The organism is Burkholderia cepacia GG4, from assembly GCF_000292915.1.
In the GTDB taxonomy this organism is placed as follows: domain Bacteria; phylum Pseudomonadota; class Gammaproteobacteria; order Burkholderiales; family Burkholderiaceae; genus Burkholderia; species Burkholderia cepacia_D.
The window spans coordinates 3232299-3247851 of the sequence record NC_018513.1 but is presented as its reverse complement, the minus strand read 5'-3'; the positions used below and the strand labels follow the sequence as shown (position 1 = coordinate 3247851).

General features: G+C 67.3%; 13 protein-coding genes. All 13 read left to right on the top strand.

From position 1 onward, the window contains the following. Positions 1–6 precede the first annotated feature (6 nt). The 13 genes from rsmH to ftsA are packed head-to-tail and all read left to right on the top strand — an operon-like array spanning position 7 to position 15542. Positions 7–948, top strand: a complete 942-nt coding sequence (gene rsmH, locus GEM_RS14760; protein WP_014898190.1) for a 16S rRNA (cytosine(1402)-N(4))-methyltransferase RsmH — start codon at positions 7–9, stop codon at positions 946–948. Then, positions 945–1286: a cell division protein FtsL gene (ftsL, locus tag GEM_RS14755; RefSeq protein ID WP_014898189.1), complete on the top strand. Its 342-nt coding sequence runs from the start codon at positions 945–947 to the stop codon at positions 1284–1286. The genes rsmH and ftsL overlap by 4 nt, the downstream gene beginning before the upstream one ends. Next, the gene (locus tag GEM_RS14750) at positions 1283–3130 is read left to right on the top strand and encodes a peptidoglycan D,D-transpeptidase FtsI family protein (protein ID WP_014898188.1); all 1848 of its coding nucleotides are present in this window, start codon (positions 1283–1285) and stop codon (positions 3128–3130) included. Before ftsL ends, GEM_RS14750 begins: the two co-directional genes overlap by 4 nt. Continuing rightward, positions 3127–4665 carry a UDP-N-acetylmuramoyl-L-alanyl-D-glutamate--2,6-diaminopimelate ligase gene (locus tag GEM_RS14745; RefSeq protein WP_014898187.1) on the top strand — a complete coding sequence of 513 codons (1539 nt, stop codon included), beginning with the start codon at positions 3127–3129 and terminating at the stop codon, positions 4663–4665. Before GEM_RS14750 ends, GEM_RS14745 begins: the two co-directional genes overlap by 4 nt. Beyond that, entirely contained in the window at positions 4662–6068 is a 1407-nt protein-coding gene (locus tag GEM_RS14740) for a UDP-N-acetylmuramoyl-tripeptide--D-alanyl-D-alanine ligase (RefSeq protein WP_014898186.1), read from the top strand. Before GEM_RS14745 ends, GEM_RS14740 begins: the two co-directional genes overlap by 4 nt. Positions 6069–6084: 16 nt before the next feature. Next, positions 6085–7254 carry a phospho-N-acetylmuramoyl-pentapeptide-transferase gene (mraY, locus tag GEM_RS14735; protein WP_006752439.1) on the top strand — a complete coding sequence of 390 codons (1170 nt, stop codon included), beginning with the start codon at positions 6085–6087 and terminating at the stop codon, positions 7252–7254. Between the two features lie 28 nt (positions 7255–7282). After that, the gene (gene murD, locus GEM_RS14730; RefSeq protein ID WP_014898185.1) at positions 7283–8794 is read left to right on the top strand and encodes a UDP-N-acetylmuramoyl-L-alanine--D-glutamate ligase; all 1512 of its coding nucleotides are present in this window, start codon (positions 7283–7285) and stop codon (positions 8792–8794) included. After that, positions 8791–10074: a putative lipid II flippase FtsW gene (gene ftsW, locus GEM_RS14725; RefSeq protein WP_014898184.1), complete on the top strand. Its 1284-nt coding sequence runs from the start codon at positions 8791–8793 to the stop codon at positions 10072–10074. The genes murD and ftsW overlap by 4 nt, the downstream gene beginning before the upstream one ends. Beyond that, positions 10071–11174, top strand: coding sequence for an undecaprenyldiphospho-muramoylpentapeptide beta-N-acetylglucosaminyltransferase (murG, locus tag GEM_RS14720; protein ID WP_014898183.1), 1104 nt, complete (start codon positions 10071–10073; stop codon positions 11172–11174). The genes ftsW and murG overlap by 4 nt, the downstream gene beginning before the upstream one ends. Then, positions 11171–12568 carry a UDP-N-acetylmuramate--L-alanine ligase gene (gene murC, locus GEM_RS14715; protein ID WP_014898182.1) on the top strand — a complete coding sequence of 466 codons (1398 nt, stop codon included), beginning with the start codon at positions 11171–11173 and terminating at the stop codon, positions 12566–12568. Before murG ends, murC begins: the two co-directional genes overlap by 4 nt. A 1-nt stretch (position 12569) precedes the next feature. After that, positions 12570–13511, top strand: a complete 942-nt coding sequence (locus GEM_RS14710; protein WP_014898181.1) for a D-alanine--D-alanine ligase — start codon at positions 12570–12572, stop codon at positions 13509–13511. Between the two features lie 19 nt (positions 13512–13530). Then, on the top strand, positions 13531–14283 hold the full coding sequence (locus GEM_RS14705; RefSeq protein WP_014898180.1) for a cell division protein FtsQ/DivIB: 753 nt from the start codon (positions 13531–13533) through the stop codon (positions 14281–14283). 26 nt (positions 14284–14309) lie between these two features. After that, positions 14310–15542 (top strand): cell division protein FtsA, encoded by a 1233-nt coding sequence (ftsA, locus tag GEM_RS14700; RefSeq protein ID WP_014898179.1) that lies wholly within the window; start codon positions 14310–14312, stop codon positions 15540–15542. Positions 15543–15553: the final 11 nt, after the last annotated feature.

The following is a 15553-nucleotide window of genomic DNA, read 5'->3' as shown; positions in this document are numbered from 1 at the left end:
CCCGCGATGGGAAATGAATTGCAGCATCGGACCGTGTTGTTGGACGAAGCGGTCGAGTCGCTCGTGACGCGCCCCGACGGCATTTATGTCGACGGCACGTTCGGGCGGGGTGGTCATAGCCGTGCGGTACTCGCGCGGCTGGCGCCGGCTGGCCGGCTGATCGCGTTCGACAAGGATCCGAGGGCGATCGAGACGGCGCAGGGCATCGAGGATGCGCGCTTCTCGATCGTGCATGACAGCTTTGCATCGATGCGCGATGCGCTTGCGGCGCGTGGCATCGAGAAGGTGTCGGGTGTGTTGCTGGACCTGGGCGTGTCCTCGCCGCAGGTGGACGATCCGGCGCGCGGCTTCAGCTTTCGCGCCGATGGCCCGCTGGACATGCGAATGGATCCGACGCGCGGCGAGTCGGCGGCCGAATGGCTCGCGCGGGCTTCGGTGCAGGAATTGACGGAGGTGATACGGGATTATGGGGAAGAACGGTTTGCTTTTCAGATTGCAAAGGCGCTTGTTGCTCGCCGGGCAGAGTCCGACCGTCTTGGGCCTCTCGACACCACGGGCGAGCTTGCCCAAATCGTGGGTCACGTCGTCAAAACCCGTGAGAAGGGCAAGGATCCGGCAACCCGCACCTTTCAGGCTATACGGATTCACGTCAATCAAGAGCTTGCGGACCTGCAAGTCGTACTAGACGCGGCATTGTCGTTGCTGGAGCAAGGAGGGCGGCTGGTGGTCATCAGCTTTCATTCACTCGAGGACCGGATCGTCAAGCGATTCATGCAGGCGCACGCGAGTGCGCCTGCGGTTGATCGTCGCCTGCCGATCCGTGCCGTCGACCTCCCGAGCCCGCCGCTCAAGATAATCAGCCGTCAGTTCCCGAGCGAAGCGGAAGTCGTTGCGAATCCGCGCGCCAGGTCGGCCGTGATGCGCATTGCGGAGCGCATCACGCCATGAGCCGCTTCAATATCTTCCTGCTGATCATCGTGATGGGATGCGCGCTGTCGGTCGTCAATTCGACGAACCAGCAACGCCAGATATTCATCCAGCTGCAGCGCGCACAGTCGCAGGAGCGTCAGCTCCAGCAGGACTATGCGCAGCTTCAATATCAGCAGAGCGCGCTGTCGAAGACGTCGCGCATCGAGCAACTCGCGAACGACTCGCTGAAGATGCAGCCGGTCACAACGGGCCGCACGCAATACCTGACGCTGCCGCCGGGCGCCGCGAGGGCGATCGACGCGCCGATTCCCGCTTCGGCCGACACGACTGCCAAGGGCAACGGAGGCGCGCGATGAAGCCGTCGCAAAAGCGCCAGGACGTGAAATTCTCGGCGAGCCCGGTGCTCGGCGTGCACCTGCCGATGTGGCGCTCGAAATTCGTCGTGTTCCTGCTGTTCATGGCGTTCGTCGCGCTGGCCGCGCGGGCGTTCTGGATCCAGGGGCCCGGCAACGCGTTCTATCAGAAGCAGGGCGAAAGCCGCTACCAGCGCACGATCGAGCTGCCGGCCACGCGCGGCAAGATCCTCGACCGTAACGGGCTCGTGCTCGCGACGAGCCTGCCCGTGCGCGCGATCTGGGCAATTCCGGACGCCGTGCCGGACGATCTCGGCGCGGACAAGGTCAGCCAGCTCGGCACGCTCCTCGGCATGACGCCGAAGGAACTGCGCGTGAAGCTGTCTGAAGACAAGGGTTTCGTGTACGTGAAGCGCCAGGTGCCGATCGACGTCGCGGACAAGGTCGCCGCGCTCGACATCCCCGGTATCTATCAGCGCAACGAATACAAGCGTTTCTATCCGGAAGGCGAGATCACCGCCCACCTGATCGGCTTCACGAATGTCGAGGACGAAGGGCAAGAGGGCGTCGAGCTCGGCGACCAGAAGATGCTGTCCGGCACGTCCGGCGTGCGCCGCGTGATCAAGGACCGGATGGGGCACATCATCGAGGACGTCGCCGAACAGATTCCGCCGCACAATGGCACGGACGTCGACCTGTCGATCGACAGCAAGATCCAGTACATCGCCTATGCGAACCTGAAGGCCGCCGTCGAGAAGTTCAAGGCGAAGGCCGGCGCGGCGATGGTCGTCGACGTGCGTACCGGCGAGGTGCTCGCGCTGGTCAACTATCCGACCTACAACCCGAACGACCGTACGCGCCTGACCGGCGAGCAACTGCGCAACCGGATCCTGACCGACGTATTCGAGCCGGGCTCGATCATGAAGCCGTTCACGGTGTCGCTCGCGCTCGACTTGCATCGCGTGACGCCGAACACGCTCGTCGAGACGGGCAACGGGCATTTCGTGCTCGACGGCGCGCCGATCACCGACGATGCGGGCTTCGGCACGCTGACGGTCGGCGGGGTGATCCAGAAGTCGAGCAACATCGGCGCGACGAAGATCGCGATGACGATGCGGCCCGAGGAAATGTGGAATATGTATACGAGCATCGGCCTCGGCCAGGCGCCGAAGGTCGGCTTCCCGGGTGCCGCGGCCGGCCGCCTGCGTCCGTGGAAGAGCTGGCGCCGCATCGAGCAGGCGACGATGTCGTACGGCTACGGCCTGTCGGTGTCGCTGTTCCAGCTGGCGCGCGCGTACACCGCGATCGCGCACGACGGCGAGATGATGCCGGTGACCATTTTCAAGACTGACCCCAACCAGCAGATCACGGGCACGCAAGTGTTCAACCCGACCACCGCGCGCGAAGTGCGCACGATGCTCGAGACTGTGGTCGCGCCGGGCGGCACGTCGCCGGATGCCGCCGTGCCCGGCTATCGCGTCGGCGGCAAGAGCGGTACCGCGTACAAGCATGAAGGCCATGGCTATACGCGCAAGTACCGTGCATCGTTCGTCGGCATGGCGCCGATGCCGAATCCGCGTATCGTCGTCGCGGTGTCGGTCGATGAACCGACCGCCGGCAGCCACTTCGGCGGCCAGGTGTCGGGCCCCGTATTCTCGGCGATCGCCGGCGATACGATGCGCGCGCTCAACGTACCGCCGAACATGCCGATCAAGCAGCTCGTCGTGTCCGACGACGCGCCGGGCGCGCCCGCTGCGACGGGCCCGCAAAAGCTGGCCGCGGGCGGCGGCGCGAAGCATATGATCGTATCCAGCACGACGCGTAATTCACCAGGAGTTGTTCGATGAGCGCCGCTCGCAGTTCCCATCCGGCGCATCAGCAGATCGCAGCCGCGCTCGCGTGGCTGCGTCAGCATGTGGCCCCCGCGGCGCAACTGCATGCCGACACGCGCAGCCTGCAGGCTGGCGACGTGTTTCTAGGCTATGCAGTCGACGGGGCCGATAATCGCGCCTTCATATCCGACGCCGTTGCTCAAGGCGCGGCCGCCGTGCTGTATCAGCCGGACGGCCTCGCAGCCGCACCGTCGGTGCCGGTCGCGCTCGCCGTGCCGGCGCTCGATCAGCTGGCGGGTGACATCGCCAGCGGATGGTACGGCGACCCGAGCGACACCCTGCTTGCGGTCGGCGTGACCGGCACGAACGGCAAGACGTCGTGCACGCACTGGATAGCAGCCGCGCTGACGGCGCTGCACCAGCCGTGCGCGCTGATCGGCACGCTCGGCAGCGGCATGCCGGGCCAGCTGGTGCCGACGGGCTTCACGACGCCGGATGCGCCGCAGCTGCAGCGCAGCCTCGCGCAGCTGCGCGACTCGGGCGCGCAGGCCGTCGCGATGGAAGTGTCGTCGCACGCGCTGCATCAGGGTCGCGTGAACGGCACGGCATTCGATATCGCCGTGTTCACGAACCTCACGCAGGATCACCTCGACTATCACGGTACGTTCGACGCATACGAAGCCGCGAAGGTGAAGCTGTTCGCGTGGCGCGGCCTGCGCGCGGCGGTCGTCAACCGCGACGACGCAGCCGGCCGACGCCTGCTCGAGAAGCTGGCCGGCCGCGTGCGCACGATCGCATACGGGATCGGTGACGCGCAGACGCCCGACGCCGATCGCGAACTGGTCGCGCTCGACGTGCGCGCGACCGCCACCGGCACGGCGTTTCGCCTCCGCTCGTCGTGGGGCGATGCGGACGTCGAGGTCGGCACGCTCGGCACGTTCAACGTCAGCAACCTGCTCGCGGTGCTCGGCTCGCTGCTCGCGGCCGACGTGCCGTTCGACGCGGCCGTGGCGGAGATTGCGCGACTCGAGCCCGTCAACGGCCGGATGCAGCGTCTCGGCGGCCGGCTGCAGAACGACGAACCGCTGGTCGTGATCGACTACGCGCACACCCCGGACGCACTCGAGAAGACGCTCGACGCGTTGCGCCCGATCGCGGCGGCGCGCGGCGGCCGGCTCGTCTGCATGTTCGGTTGCGGCGGCGATCGCGACGCGACGAAGCGGCCGCTGATGGGCGCGATCGCCGAGCGGCTTGCCGACGAGGTCGTCGTCACGAGCGACAACCCGCGCAGCGAAAATCCGCAGCACATCATCGACCAGGTCATCGCGGGCATGACCGCGCCCGATCACGCACGCCGCATCGAGGATCGCGCGAGCGCGATCCTGCAGGCCGTGCGCGGAGCCGCCCGCGAGGATGTCGTCGTGCTGGCCGGCAAGGGCCACGAGGCGACGCAGGAAATCATGGGCAAGAAGCGCACGTTCTCCGATCAGGATCACGCGCGGCTCGCGCTCGCGGCACGTGCGACGCACGGCAAGGGAGGCGGCGAATGACGATGCTCGGTCTCGGCGAAGCCGCTCGCCTGATCCCCGGCGCCACCGTCCACGGCGATCCGGACACCACGTTCGAGCGTGTGTCGACGGACAGCCGCACGGTCGGCCCGGGCGACCTGTTCGTCGCGTTGAAGGGCGACCGCTTTGATGCGCATGACTTCCTCGGCGACGTGGCCGCACGCGGCGCAGCCGCGGCGCTCGTCGCGCACGTGCCGGCGGGCCTCGCGATGCCGGTCATCGACGGCGGCGAAACGCGTGCCGCGCTCGGCGCGCTCGCCCACGGCTGGCGCAAGCGCTTCGCGGTACCGCTCGTCGCGGTGACGGGCAGCAACGGCAAGACGACCGTGAAGGAAATGATCGCGTCGATCTTTGCCGCTGCAGTCGGCGCCGACGCACGGCTGGCCACGGCCGGCAACCTGAACAACGACATCGGCGTGCCGCTGACGCTGCTGCGCCTGTCGGGCGCGCATCGCGTCGCGGTGATCGAACTCGGGATGAACCATCCGGGCGAGACCGAAATCCTCGCGCGCATCGCCGCGCCGACCGTCGCGCTCGTCAACAACGCACAACGCGAGCACCAGGAATTCATGGCGACGGTCGAGGCGGTCGCGCTCGAACACGCAGCCGTGATCCACGCGCTGACGCCGGACGGTGTCGCGGTGTTTCCGGCCGACGATGCATACGCCGGCATCTGGCGTGTCGCGGCGACGGGCAACCGGATCCTCGATTTCGCGCTGCATGACGCGGAGCGGCAAGTCGCAGCCCAGGTGACGGGCCGCCTGCACGGTGGAGAACTCGCGATCGATACGCCGGCCGGCGCGGTGACGATGCGGTTGCGCGCGCTCGGCGAGCACAACGCACGCAACGCGCTGGCGGCAACGGCCGCGGCGCTCGCGGCCGGCATCGATCTGGCCGCGATCAAGCGGGGCCTGGAATCGTTCGAACCGGTCAAGGGTCGGCTGCAGGTCCGGCAGGCGGCCGTCGGCAGCCTCGCAGGCGCGACGGTCGTCGATGACACCTACAACGCGAACCCCGACTCGATGCGCGCCGCGATCGACGTGCTGGCCGCACAGCCTGCGCCGCGCGTGCTGGTGATCGGCGACATGGGCGAGGTCGGCGACGAAGGCCCGGCATTCCACCGCGAGATCGGCGCGTATGCGCGCGAGCGCGGAATCGATGCGCTGTTCGCGCTCGGCGATGCGTCGCGCGATGCATGTACGGCGTACGGCGACACGGCCCGCCATTTCGGCGACGTCGGCGCACTGGTCGAGGCGCTGCTCGCGGCGGGCTACGGCGCGCAGGCGACGGTGCTCGTGAAGGGCTCGCGGTACATGAAGATGGAGCGCGTGGTCGACGCGCTGATGAACCAACCCGCGGCGGGCACGGCGCCCGCTGCACACTGAGTAGAAGGAAGGAAGCATGCTGCTGGCGCTGGCGCAATGGCTGCAAGGAGACGCAAGCTTTTTGCGCTTGTTCACGTACCTGACGTTCCGTGCGGTGATGGCCACCATCACCGCGCTCGGTATCGGGCTCGTGTGCGGACCGTGGGTGATCCGCAAGCTGACGCAAATGAAGGTCGGGCAGGCCGTGCGCAAGGACGGCCCGCAGAGTCATCTCGTCAAATCCGGCACGCCGACGATGGGCGGCGTGCTGATCCTGATCGGCATCGCGGTTGCGACGCTGCTGTGGGGCGACCTGACCAACCGGTTCATCTGGATCGTGATGCTCGTCACGTTCGGCTTCGGCGTGATCGGCTGGGTCGACGACTATCGCAAGGTCGTCTACAAGGACCCGCGCGGGATGTCGTCGCGCGAAAAGTACTTCTGGCAGTCGGTGATCGGCCTGTTCGCCGCCGTCTATCTCGCGTTCAGCGTGTCCGAGGCGAACAACGTGCGCGTGTTCGACCTGTTCATGGCGTGGGTGAGGAGCGGCCTGTCGATGGGGCTGCCGGCTCGCGCGGACCTGATGCTGCCGTTCCTGAAGTCGATCAGCTACCCGCTGGGCGTCTGGGGCTTCATCGTGCTGACCTACTTCGTGATCGTCGGCGCGAGCAACGCGGTGAACCTGACCGACGGTCTCGACGGTCTCGTGATCATGCCGGTCGTACTGGTCGGCGGGTCGCTCGGCGTGTTCGCGTACGTGATGGGCAGTTCGGTCTATTCGAAATACCTGCTGTTCCCGCATATCCCGGGCGCGGGCGAACTGCTGATCTTCTGTTCCGCGATGGGTGGGGCAGGGCTCGCGTTCCTCTGGTACAACACGCACCCCGCGCAGGTGTTCATGGGCGACGTCGGCGCGCTGGCGCTCGGCGGCGCGCTCGGCACGGTCGCGGTGATCGTACGCCAGGAAATCGTGCTGTTCATCATGGGCGGCATCTTCGTCGCGGAAACGCTGTCGGTGATGCTGCAGGTTTCGTGGTTCAAGTACACGAAGAAGCGTTACGGCGAAGGGCGGCGCCTGCTGAAGATGGCGCCGCTGCATCACCATTTCGAATTGTCCGGCTGGAAGGAAACGCAGGTGGTGGTACGTTTCTGGATCATCACGCTGATGCTGTGCCTGTTCGGTCTGTCCACCCTCAAGCTGCGGTAAAGGAAAGGTAACAAGGATGTCTGGCGAGATGTTTGGAGATCGGCAGCGGCCGATGGTGCTCGTACTGGGGCTCGGGGAGTCGGGCCTTGCGATCGCGCGATGGTGCGCGAGGCACGGGTGCCGGCTGCGTATTGCCGATACCCGAGAGGCGCCGCCGAACCTTGCCGCGCTGCAGGCCGAAGGCATCGATGCGGAGTTCGGCGGCGGGCCGTTCACGCCCGCGCTGCTTGACGGCGGTGTCGAGATCGTCGGGCTGAGCCCCGGCCTGTCGCCGCTCGAACCGGCACTCGCGGCGCTGGTCGCGGCCGCGCACGAGCGCGGGATCGCGGTGTGGGGCGAACTGGAATTCTTCGCGCAGGCGTTGCGCGCGCTCGGCACGAGCGGCTACCAGCCGAAGGTGCTCGCGATCACCGGCACCAACGGCAAGACCACGACGACGAGCCTCACCGGCCTGCTGTGCCAGCGCGCGGGCAAGAAGGTCGCCGTCGCGGGCAACATCAGCCCGGCGATGCTCGACCGGCTCGCGGGCGCGATCGACGACACCGCGCTGCCCGACGTCTGGGTGCTCGAACTGTCGAGCTTCCAGCTCGAGACCGCGCGCACGTTCGCGCCTGACGCGGCCGCGATTCTCAACATCACGCAGGATCACCTCGACTGGCACGGCAGCTTCGACGCGTATGCGGCGGCAAAGGGCCGGATCTTCGGCGCGACGACGACCCGCGTGCTGAACCGCGACGATGCAGCGGTGATGAAGTTCGCGCCGGCTGCAGGTGCGGCCGATGCCGCGCGCACGGTCACGTTCGGCCTGAACGAACCGGCGCAGCAGGGCGACTACGGCCTGTCGCGCGACAACGGCATCGCGTGGCTGGTCGAAGCGGTCGATCGCGACGCGCCGGACGAAACGATGACGAGCCGCCGGCGCAAGCGCGACGGCGCACATACGCCGGACATCGCGCAAAAGCGGCTGATGCCGGCCGATGCGCTGCGTATCCGCGGGCTGCACAACGCGGCGAACGCGCTGGCCGCGTTCGCGCTCGCACGTGCGATCGACCTGCCGGCCGCGCCGCTGTTGCACGCGCTGCGCGAATACCGCGGCGAAGCGCATCGCGTCGAAGTGATCGCGACGATCGACGACGTGGACTACGTCGACGACAGCAAGGGAACGAACGTAGGCGCGACGGTTGCCGCGCTCGATGGGCTCGCACAGAAGATCGTGCTGATCGCGGGCGGCGACGGCAAGGGGCAGGACTTCGCGCCGCTGGTCGCGCCGGTCGCGCGCTGGTGTCGCGCGGTGATGCTGATCGGCCGCGACGCGCCGGCGATTCGCGACACGCTCGCCGAAACCGGCGTGCCGCTCGCCGACCACGCAACGCTCGAAGGCGCGGTGCGTGCGGCGGCCGAGCTCGCTGAACCGGGCGACGCGGTGCTGCTGTCGCCCGCATGCGCGAGCCTCGACATGTTCAGGAACTATGCCCATCGCGCGGACGTATTCCGCGCGGCGGTGGACGAAATCGCCATCGACAAAGGAGCGACGCCATGAGCTGGTCCGATCGCCTCGTCTCCCGTTTCAACGACCGGCGCGACACCGGCGGCAATGCCGCGGGCGGCCGCGTCGCCTCGGCCACGCGCGCTGCGACCGGCGGCCTCGCGAGCGTCGTCAACGGCGTGCGGCCGAGCCGCTCGCGCATGCTCGACTTCGACTACTCGCTGCTGTGGGTCGCGATCGCGCTGCTCGGGCTCGGCGTCGTGATGGTGTATTCGGCGTCGATCGCGATGCCGGATTCGCCGAAATACGCGTCGTATCACGATTACGCATTCCTGATGCGCCACTGCGTGTCGCTCGTCGTCGCGTTCATCGCGGCGGTGATCGCGTTCCGCGTGCCCGTGTCGACCTGGGACAAATACGCGCCGCATCTCTTCCTGATCGCGCTGGTCGGCCTCGTGATCGTGCTGATCCCGCACGTCGGCAAGGGCGTGAACGGCGCGCGCCGCTGGATTCCGCTCGGCATCACGAACATGCAGCCGTCGGAAATCATGAAGCTCGCGGTGACGATCTACGCGGCGAACTACACGGTGCGCAAGCAGGAGTACATGCAGAGCTTCGCGAAGGGCTTCCTGCCGATGGCGTTCGCGGTCGGCCTCGTCGGCGCGCTGCTGCTGCTCGAACCCGACATGGGCGCGTTCATGGTGGTCGCGGCGATCGCGATGGGCGTGCTGTTCCTCGGTGGCGTGAACGGCAAGCTGTTCGGCGGCCTGGTCGCGACGGCGGTCGGCACGTTCACGATGCTCGTATGGCTGTCGCCGTGGCGTCGCGAACGGATCTTCGCGTATCTCGATCCGTGGGACGAACGCTACGCGCAGGGCAAGGCATACCAGCTCACGCACTCGCTGATCGCGTTCGGCCGCGGCGAGTGGTTCGGCGTCGGCCTCGGCGGCAGCGTCGAGAAACTGAACTACCTGCCGGAAGCGCATACCGACTTCATCCTCGCGGTGATCGGCGAGGAGCTCGGTTTCGTCGGCGTGCTGGTCGTGATCCTGCTGTTCTACTGGATCGTGCGCCGCGCGTTCGAGATCGGCCGCCAGGCGCTCGCGCTCGACCGCACGTTCGCGGGCCTGATGGCGAAGGGCATCGGCATCTGGTTCGGGGCGCAGACGTTCATCAACATGGGCGTGAACCTCGGGCTGCTGCCGACCAAGGGCCTGACGCTGCCGCTGGTGAGCTACGGCGGCTCCGGCATCCTGCTGAACTGCGTTTCGCTCGCGGTGCTGCTGCGGGTCGACTACGAAAACCGGGTGCTGATGCGCGGAGGGAAGGTATGACCGCGTCGCGACGCACGCTGATGGTGATGGCAGGCGGCACCGGGGGCCACGTGTTCCCGGGGCTCGCGGTCGCGCACCGGATGGAAGCGGCGGGCTGGCGCGTCGTATGGCTCGGCAATCCGGCCGGGATGGAAGCGACGCTCGTACCGAAGCACGGCATTCCGATGGAATACGTGCGCTTCGGCGGGCTGCGCGGCAAGGGCCTGAAGACCAAGCTGATGCTGCCGTTCAACCTGCTGCGCGCGTGCTGGCAGAGCCTCGGCGCGCTGCGTCGCGTGCGGCCGGACGTCGTGCTCGGGATGGGCGGCTACATCACGTTCCCGGCGGGCGTGATGACCGCACTGTCGGGCCGTCCGCTCGTGCTGCACGAACAGAATTCGATCGCGGGTCTCACGAACAAGGTGCTCGCGAAATTCGCGAAGCGCGTGCTGGTCGCCTTCCCCGGCGCGCTGCCGCACGCGGAATGGACCGGTAACCCGATTCGCGTGGAACTTGCGCGCACGGAAACGCCCAAAGCACGCTATGCGGCGCGCAGCGGTCCGCTGAACGTGCTGGTCGTCGGCGGCAGTCTCGGCGCCGCCGCGCTGAATGAAGTCGTGCCGCGCGCGCTGGCGCTGCTGGCGCCGGGCGAGCGCCCGCGCATCGTGCACCAGGCCGGCGCGAAGCACATCGACGCGCTGAAGGCGAACTACGAGGCCGCCGGTTTCGCGGGCGGCGACGACGTTCGGCTCGTGCCGTTCATCGACGACATGGCGGGCGCGTACGCGGCGGCGGATCTCGTGATCTGCCGTTCCGGCGCGATGACGGTGTCCGAGATCGCGGCGGTGGGCGTGGCGGCGCTGTTCGTGCCGTTTCCGTACGCGGTCGACGATCACCAGACGACCAATGCCGCGTTCCTCGCCGATGCGGGGGCCGCGGTGCTGGTGCAACAACGCGACCTGTCGGCGGATCTGCTCGCCGACTGGCTGCACGACCAGTCGCGGGCCTCGCTTGCGGACATGGCGGAGCGTTCGCGCTCACTGGCGAAGCCCGAGGCCACCGACGAAGTCGCGCGCATCTGCGCGAAGGTAGCCGGCGCGAACCTGGAAACACTGCAATGAAACACATCGTCAAACATATTCATTTCGTCGGGATTGGCGGCGCGGGCATGAGCGGCATCGCCGAAGTGCTCGTCAACCTCGGCTACGAGGTCAGCGGCTCGGACCTGTCGCGCAACGCGGTGACCGATCGTCTCGCGGCGCTCGGCGCGCGGATCGCGATCGGCCACGACGCAGCGAACATCGAGGGCGCGAACGCGGTCGTTGTGTCGACGGCCGTGCGCTCGGACAACCCGGAAGTGCTGGCCGCGCGTCACCAGCGCGTGCCGATCGTGCAGCGCGCAGTGATGCTCGCCGAATTGATGCGCCTGAAGCAGGGGATCGCGATTGCCGGCACGCACGGCAAGACCACGACGACGAGTCTCGTCGCGAGCGTGCTCGCGGCGGGCGGCCTCGATCCGACCTTCGTGATCGGCGGCCGGCTGATCAGCGCCGGCGCGAACGCGCGGCTCGGCACCGGCGATTTCATCGTCGCCGAGGCCGACGAGTCGGACGCCTCGTTCCTGAACCTGTACCCGGTGATCGAAGTCATCACGAACATCGACGCCGACCACATGGATACCTACGGCCACGATTTCGCGCGGCTCAAGCAGGCGTTCATCGAGTTCACGCAGCGCTTGCCGTTCTACGGCAGCGCGGTCGTGTGCGTCGACGATCCGAACGTGCGGCAGATCATCCCGTTCATCTCGAAGCCGGTGGTGCGCTACGGGCTGTCGCCGGACGCGCAGGTGCGCGCGGAAGACATCGACGCGCGCGACGGCCGGATGCACTTCACGGTGATCCGGGAAGGTCGTGCGCCGCTCGCGGTGGTGCTGAACATGCCGGGCCTGCACAACGTGCAGAACGCACTCGCGGCGATCGCGATCGCCACCGACCTCGGCGTGACGGATGACGCGATCCAGCTGGCGCTGGCGGAATTCAACGGCGTCGGCCGGCGTTTCCAGCGTTACGGCGAGGTGCCGACCGCGGACGGCGGCCAGTACACGCTGATCGACGACTACGGTCATCACCCGGTCGAGATGGCCGCGACGATCGCGGCCGCGCGCGGCGCGTTCCCGGGCCGCCGCCTCGTGCTGGCGTTCCAGCCGCACCGCTACACGCGCACGCGCGACTGCTTCGACGACTTCGTCAACGTGCTGTCGACGGTCGACGCGCTGGTGCTGACGGAAGTCTACGCCGCCGGCGAAGCGGCAATCGCGACGGCCAACGGCGACGCGCTGTCGCGTGCGCTGCGCGCGGTGGGGAAGGTCGATCCGGTGTTCGTCGCGACGGTCGACGACGTGCCGGACGCACTGGCCAAGGTCGCGCAGAACGGCGACGTGGTGATCACGATGGGCGCGGGTTCGATCGGCGGTGTGCCGGCGAAGGTCGTGCAGAACACACAACAGAAGGCATGACATGAGCGGGATCGATCCGAAACGTTTCGGCAAGGTGGCAGTGTTGTTCGGCGGCGAATCCGCCGAGCGCGAGGTGTCGCTCACCTCGGGCCGCCTCGTGCTGCAGGGCCTGCGCGACGCGGGCGTCGACGCGCATCCGTTCGACCCGGCCGAGCGGCCGTTGTCGGCGCTGAAGGACGAAGGCTTCGTGCGCGCGTTCAATGCGCTGCATGGTGGCTATGGCGAGAACGGCCAGATCCAGGGCGCGCTCGATTTCTACGGGATCCGCTATACGGGCAGCGGCGTGCTCGGCTCGGCGCTCGGCCTCGACAAGTTCCGCACGAAGCTCGTGTGGCAACAGACGGGCGTGCCGACGCCGCCGTTCGAGACGGTGCTGCGCGGTGACGACTACGCGACGCGCGCGACGGAAATCGTCGCAAAGCTCGGCCTGCCGCTGTTCGTGAAGCCGGCGAGCGAAGGCTCGAGCGTCGCGGTGCTGAAGGTGAAGACGGCCGACGCGTTGCCCGCCGCACTGTCGGAAGCCGCGACGCACGACAAGATCGTGATCGTCGAGAAGAGCATCGAAGGCGGCGGCGAATACACCGCGTGCATCGCCGGCGACCTCGACCTGCCGCTGATCAAGATCGTGCCGGCGGGCGAGTTCTACGACTACCACGCGAAGTACGTCGCCGACGATACCCAGTACCTGATCCCGTGCGGGCTGCCGGCCGAACAGGAAACGGAACTGAAGCGCATTGCGCGCCGCGCGTTCGACGTGCTCGGCTGCACCGACTGGGGCCGGGCCGACTTCATGCTCGACGCCGCCGGCAACGCGTATTTCCTCGAAGTGAACACGGCCCCCGGGATGACCGACCACTCGCTGCCGCCGAAGGCCGCGCGCTCGATCGGCATCAGCTATTCCGAGCTGGTCGTGAAGGTGCTGTCGCTTACGCTCAACGACTGACGCAGGAACGGAACGACGTATGTGGAACAACGTTCGCCAACTCAACCTTGCCGCCAGCGCGCTGTACGCGCTGCTGCTGCTCGTGTTGGCGGCGGCCGGCTGCTACTGGCTGATCCAGCGTCCGACGTTCGCGCTGCGCGAAATCCGGATCGATGGCGACACCGAGCACATCAACACGCCGACGGTGCGCGCGGGCGTGGTTGGCCGGCTGAAGGGCAATTTCTTCACGGTCGATCTCGACACGGCGCGCGCCGCATTCGAGCAGATGCCGTGGGTGCGCCACGCGAGCGTGCGCCGCGTGTGGCCGAATGCGCTGGCTGTCACGCTCGAGGAGTACAAACCGCTCGGGACCTGGGGCAGCGCGCAGCTCGTGAGCGTCGACGGCGAGCTGTTCACCGCGAACCAAGGCGAGCTGGATCAGGAACTGCCGGCGTTCGACGGCCCGGAGGGCAGTGCGAAGGAAGTCGTCACGCGGTATCGCGACTTCGCGAACTGGTTTGCGCCGCTGAAGGCGGCGCCGGAAGAAGTGACGCTGTCGGCGCGCTATGCGTGGACGGTGAAGCTGTCGAACGGCATGCAGGTCGAACTGGGCAAGGAGCGTACCGGCGAAACCCTGCATGACCGGAGCCAGCGCCTCGTCGCCGCGTGGCCGGCCGTCACGGAGCGCTGGGGCAACGACATCGAGTACGCGGACCTGCGTTATCCGAACGGATTCGCGATTCGTGCGGCAGGCATGCGGTTCCTGACCGATACCGACAAGCGCAAGAAGTAACGATAGATCACACGCAAGAGCACTTTATGAGCAAAGACTACAAGGATCTGCTGGTTTCCCTCGACATCGGCACGTCGAAGGTGGTGGCCATCGTCGCCGAGCTGAAGGGCGAGGGCCATTACGAGGTGATCGGCCTCGGCCAGAGCGAATCGAAAGGTCTGAAGAAGGGCGTGGTGGTCAACATCGAGGCCACCGTGCAGTCGATCCAGCGCGCGCTCGAGGAAGCCGAGCTGATGGCTGATTGCAAGATCACCAACGTGTTCACGGGGATCGCGGGCAGCCACATCCGCAGCTTCAATTCGAGCGGGATGGTTGCGATCAAGGACAAGGAAGTCACGCAGACCGACGTCGCGCGCGTGATCGAGACCGCGAAGGCGATCAACATCCCGACCGACCAGCAGGTGCTGCACATCCTCACGCAGGAATTCATCATCGACGGCCAGGAAGACGTGCGCGAGCCGATCGGGATGAGCGGCATCCGCCTCGAGGTGAAGGTGCACATCGTGACGGGCGCGGTCAGCGCAGCGCAGAACATCGTCAAGTGCGTGCGCCGCTGCGGGCTGGAAGTGAACGACCTGATCCTGCAGCCGCTCGCGTCGTCGCTGGCCGTGCTGACGGAAGACGAGAAGGATCTCGGCGTGGTGCTGGTCGACGTCGGCGGCGGCACGACCGACATCGCGATCTTCGCCGAAGGTGCGATCCGCCACACCGCGGTGATTCCGATCGCCGGCGACCAGATCACGAGCGACATCGCGATGGCGCTGCGCACGCCGACGCCGGACGCGGAAGACATCAAGGTCGGCTACGGGATCGCGAAGCAGGCGCTCGCCGATCCGGACGAGATGGTCGAAGTGCCGGGACTCGGCGAACGCGGCCCGCGCACGCTGTCGCGGCAGGCGCTCGCGGCCGTGATCGAGCCGCGCGTCGAGGAACTGTTCTCGCTCGTGCAGCAGGTCGTGCGCGAGTCGGGTTACGAAGAACTGCTGAGCTCCGGCGTGGTCATTACCGGCGGGGCTTCGATGATGCCGGGCATGGTCGAGCTCGGCGAAGACATTTTCCTGAAACCGGTGCGCATCGGCGCGCCGGAATATGCAGGCGGCCTCGCCGACGTCGTGCGCAATCCGCGCTACTCGACGGCGATGGGCCTGCTCGTCGAAGGGAGTGCGCAGCGCATGCGCGGCCGCAAGGTCGCCGTGCAGTCCGGCAACGCGGGGCAGGTCTTCTCGCGGATGAAGGAATGGTTTCTGAGCAACTTCTGACCGACCGAATC

Excerpts from the sequence above, each read along its gene's own strand:
- GEM_RS14710 (WP_014898181.1), top strand. The coding sequence starts at position 12,570 with ATGAGCGGGATCGATCCGAAACGTTTCGGCAAGGTGGCAGTGTTGTTC.
- murC (WP_014898182.1), top strand. The coding sequence starts at position 11,171 with ATGAAACACATCGTCAAACATATTCATTTCGTCGGGATTGGCGGCGCG.
- GEM_RS14750 (WP_014898188.1), top strand. The coding sequence starts at position 1,283 with ATGAAGCCGTCGCAAAAGCGCCAGGACGTGAAATTCTCGGCGAGCCCG.
- GEM_RS14745 (WP_014898187.1), top strand. The coding sequence starts at position 3,127 with ATGAGCGCCGCTCGCAGTTCCCATCCGGCGCATCAGCAGATCGCAGCC.
- mraY (WP_006752439.1), top strand. The coding sequence starts at position 6,085 with ATGCTGCTGGCGCTGGCGCAATGGCTGCAAGGAGACGCAAGCTTTTTG.
- ftsA (WP_014898179.1), top strand. The coding sequence starts at position 14,310 with ATGAGCAAAGACTACAAGGATCTGCTGGTTTCCCTCGACATCGGCACG.
- murG (WP_014898183.1), top strand. The coding sequence starts at position 10,071 with ATGACCGCGTCGCGACGCACGCTGATGGTGATGGCAGGCGGCACCGGG.
- GEM_RS14740 (WP_014898186.1), top strand. The coding sequence starts at position 4,662 with ATGACGATGCTCGGTCTCGGCGAAGCCGCTCGCCTGATCCCCGGCGCC.
- rsmH (WP_014898190.1), top strand. The coding sequence starts at position 7 with ATGGGAAATGAATTGCAGCATCGGACCGTGTTGTTGGACGAAGCGGTC.
- ftsL (WP_014898189.1), top strand. The coding sequence starts at position 945 with ATGAGCCGCTTCAATATCTTCCTGCTGATCATCGTGATGGGATGCGCG.
- ftsW (WP_014898184.1), top strand. The coding sequence starts at position 8,791 with ATGAGCTGGTCCGATCGCCTCGTCTCCCGTTTCAACGACCGGCGCGAC.
- murD (WP_014898185.1), top strand. The coding sequence starts at position 7,283 with ATGTTTGGAGATCGGCAGCGGCCGATGGTGCTCGTACTGGGGCTCGGG.
- GEM_RS14705 (WP_014898180.1), top strand. The coding sequence starts at position 13,531 with ATGTGGAACAACGTTCGCCAACTCAACCTTGCCGCCAGCGCGCTGTAC.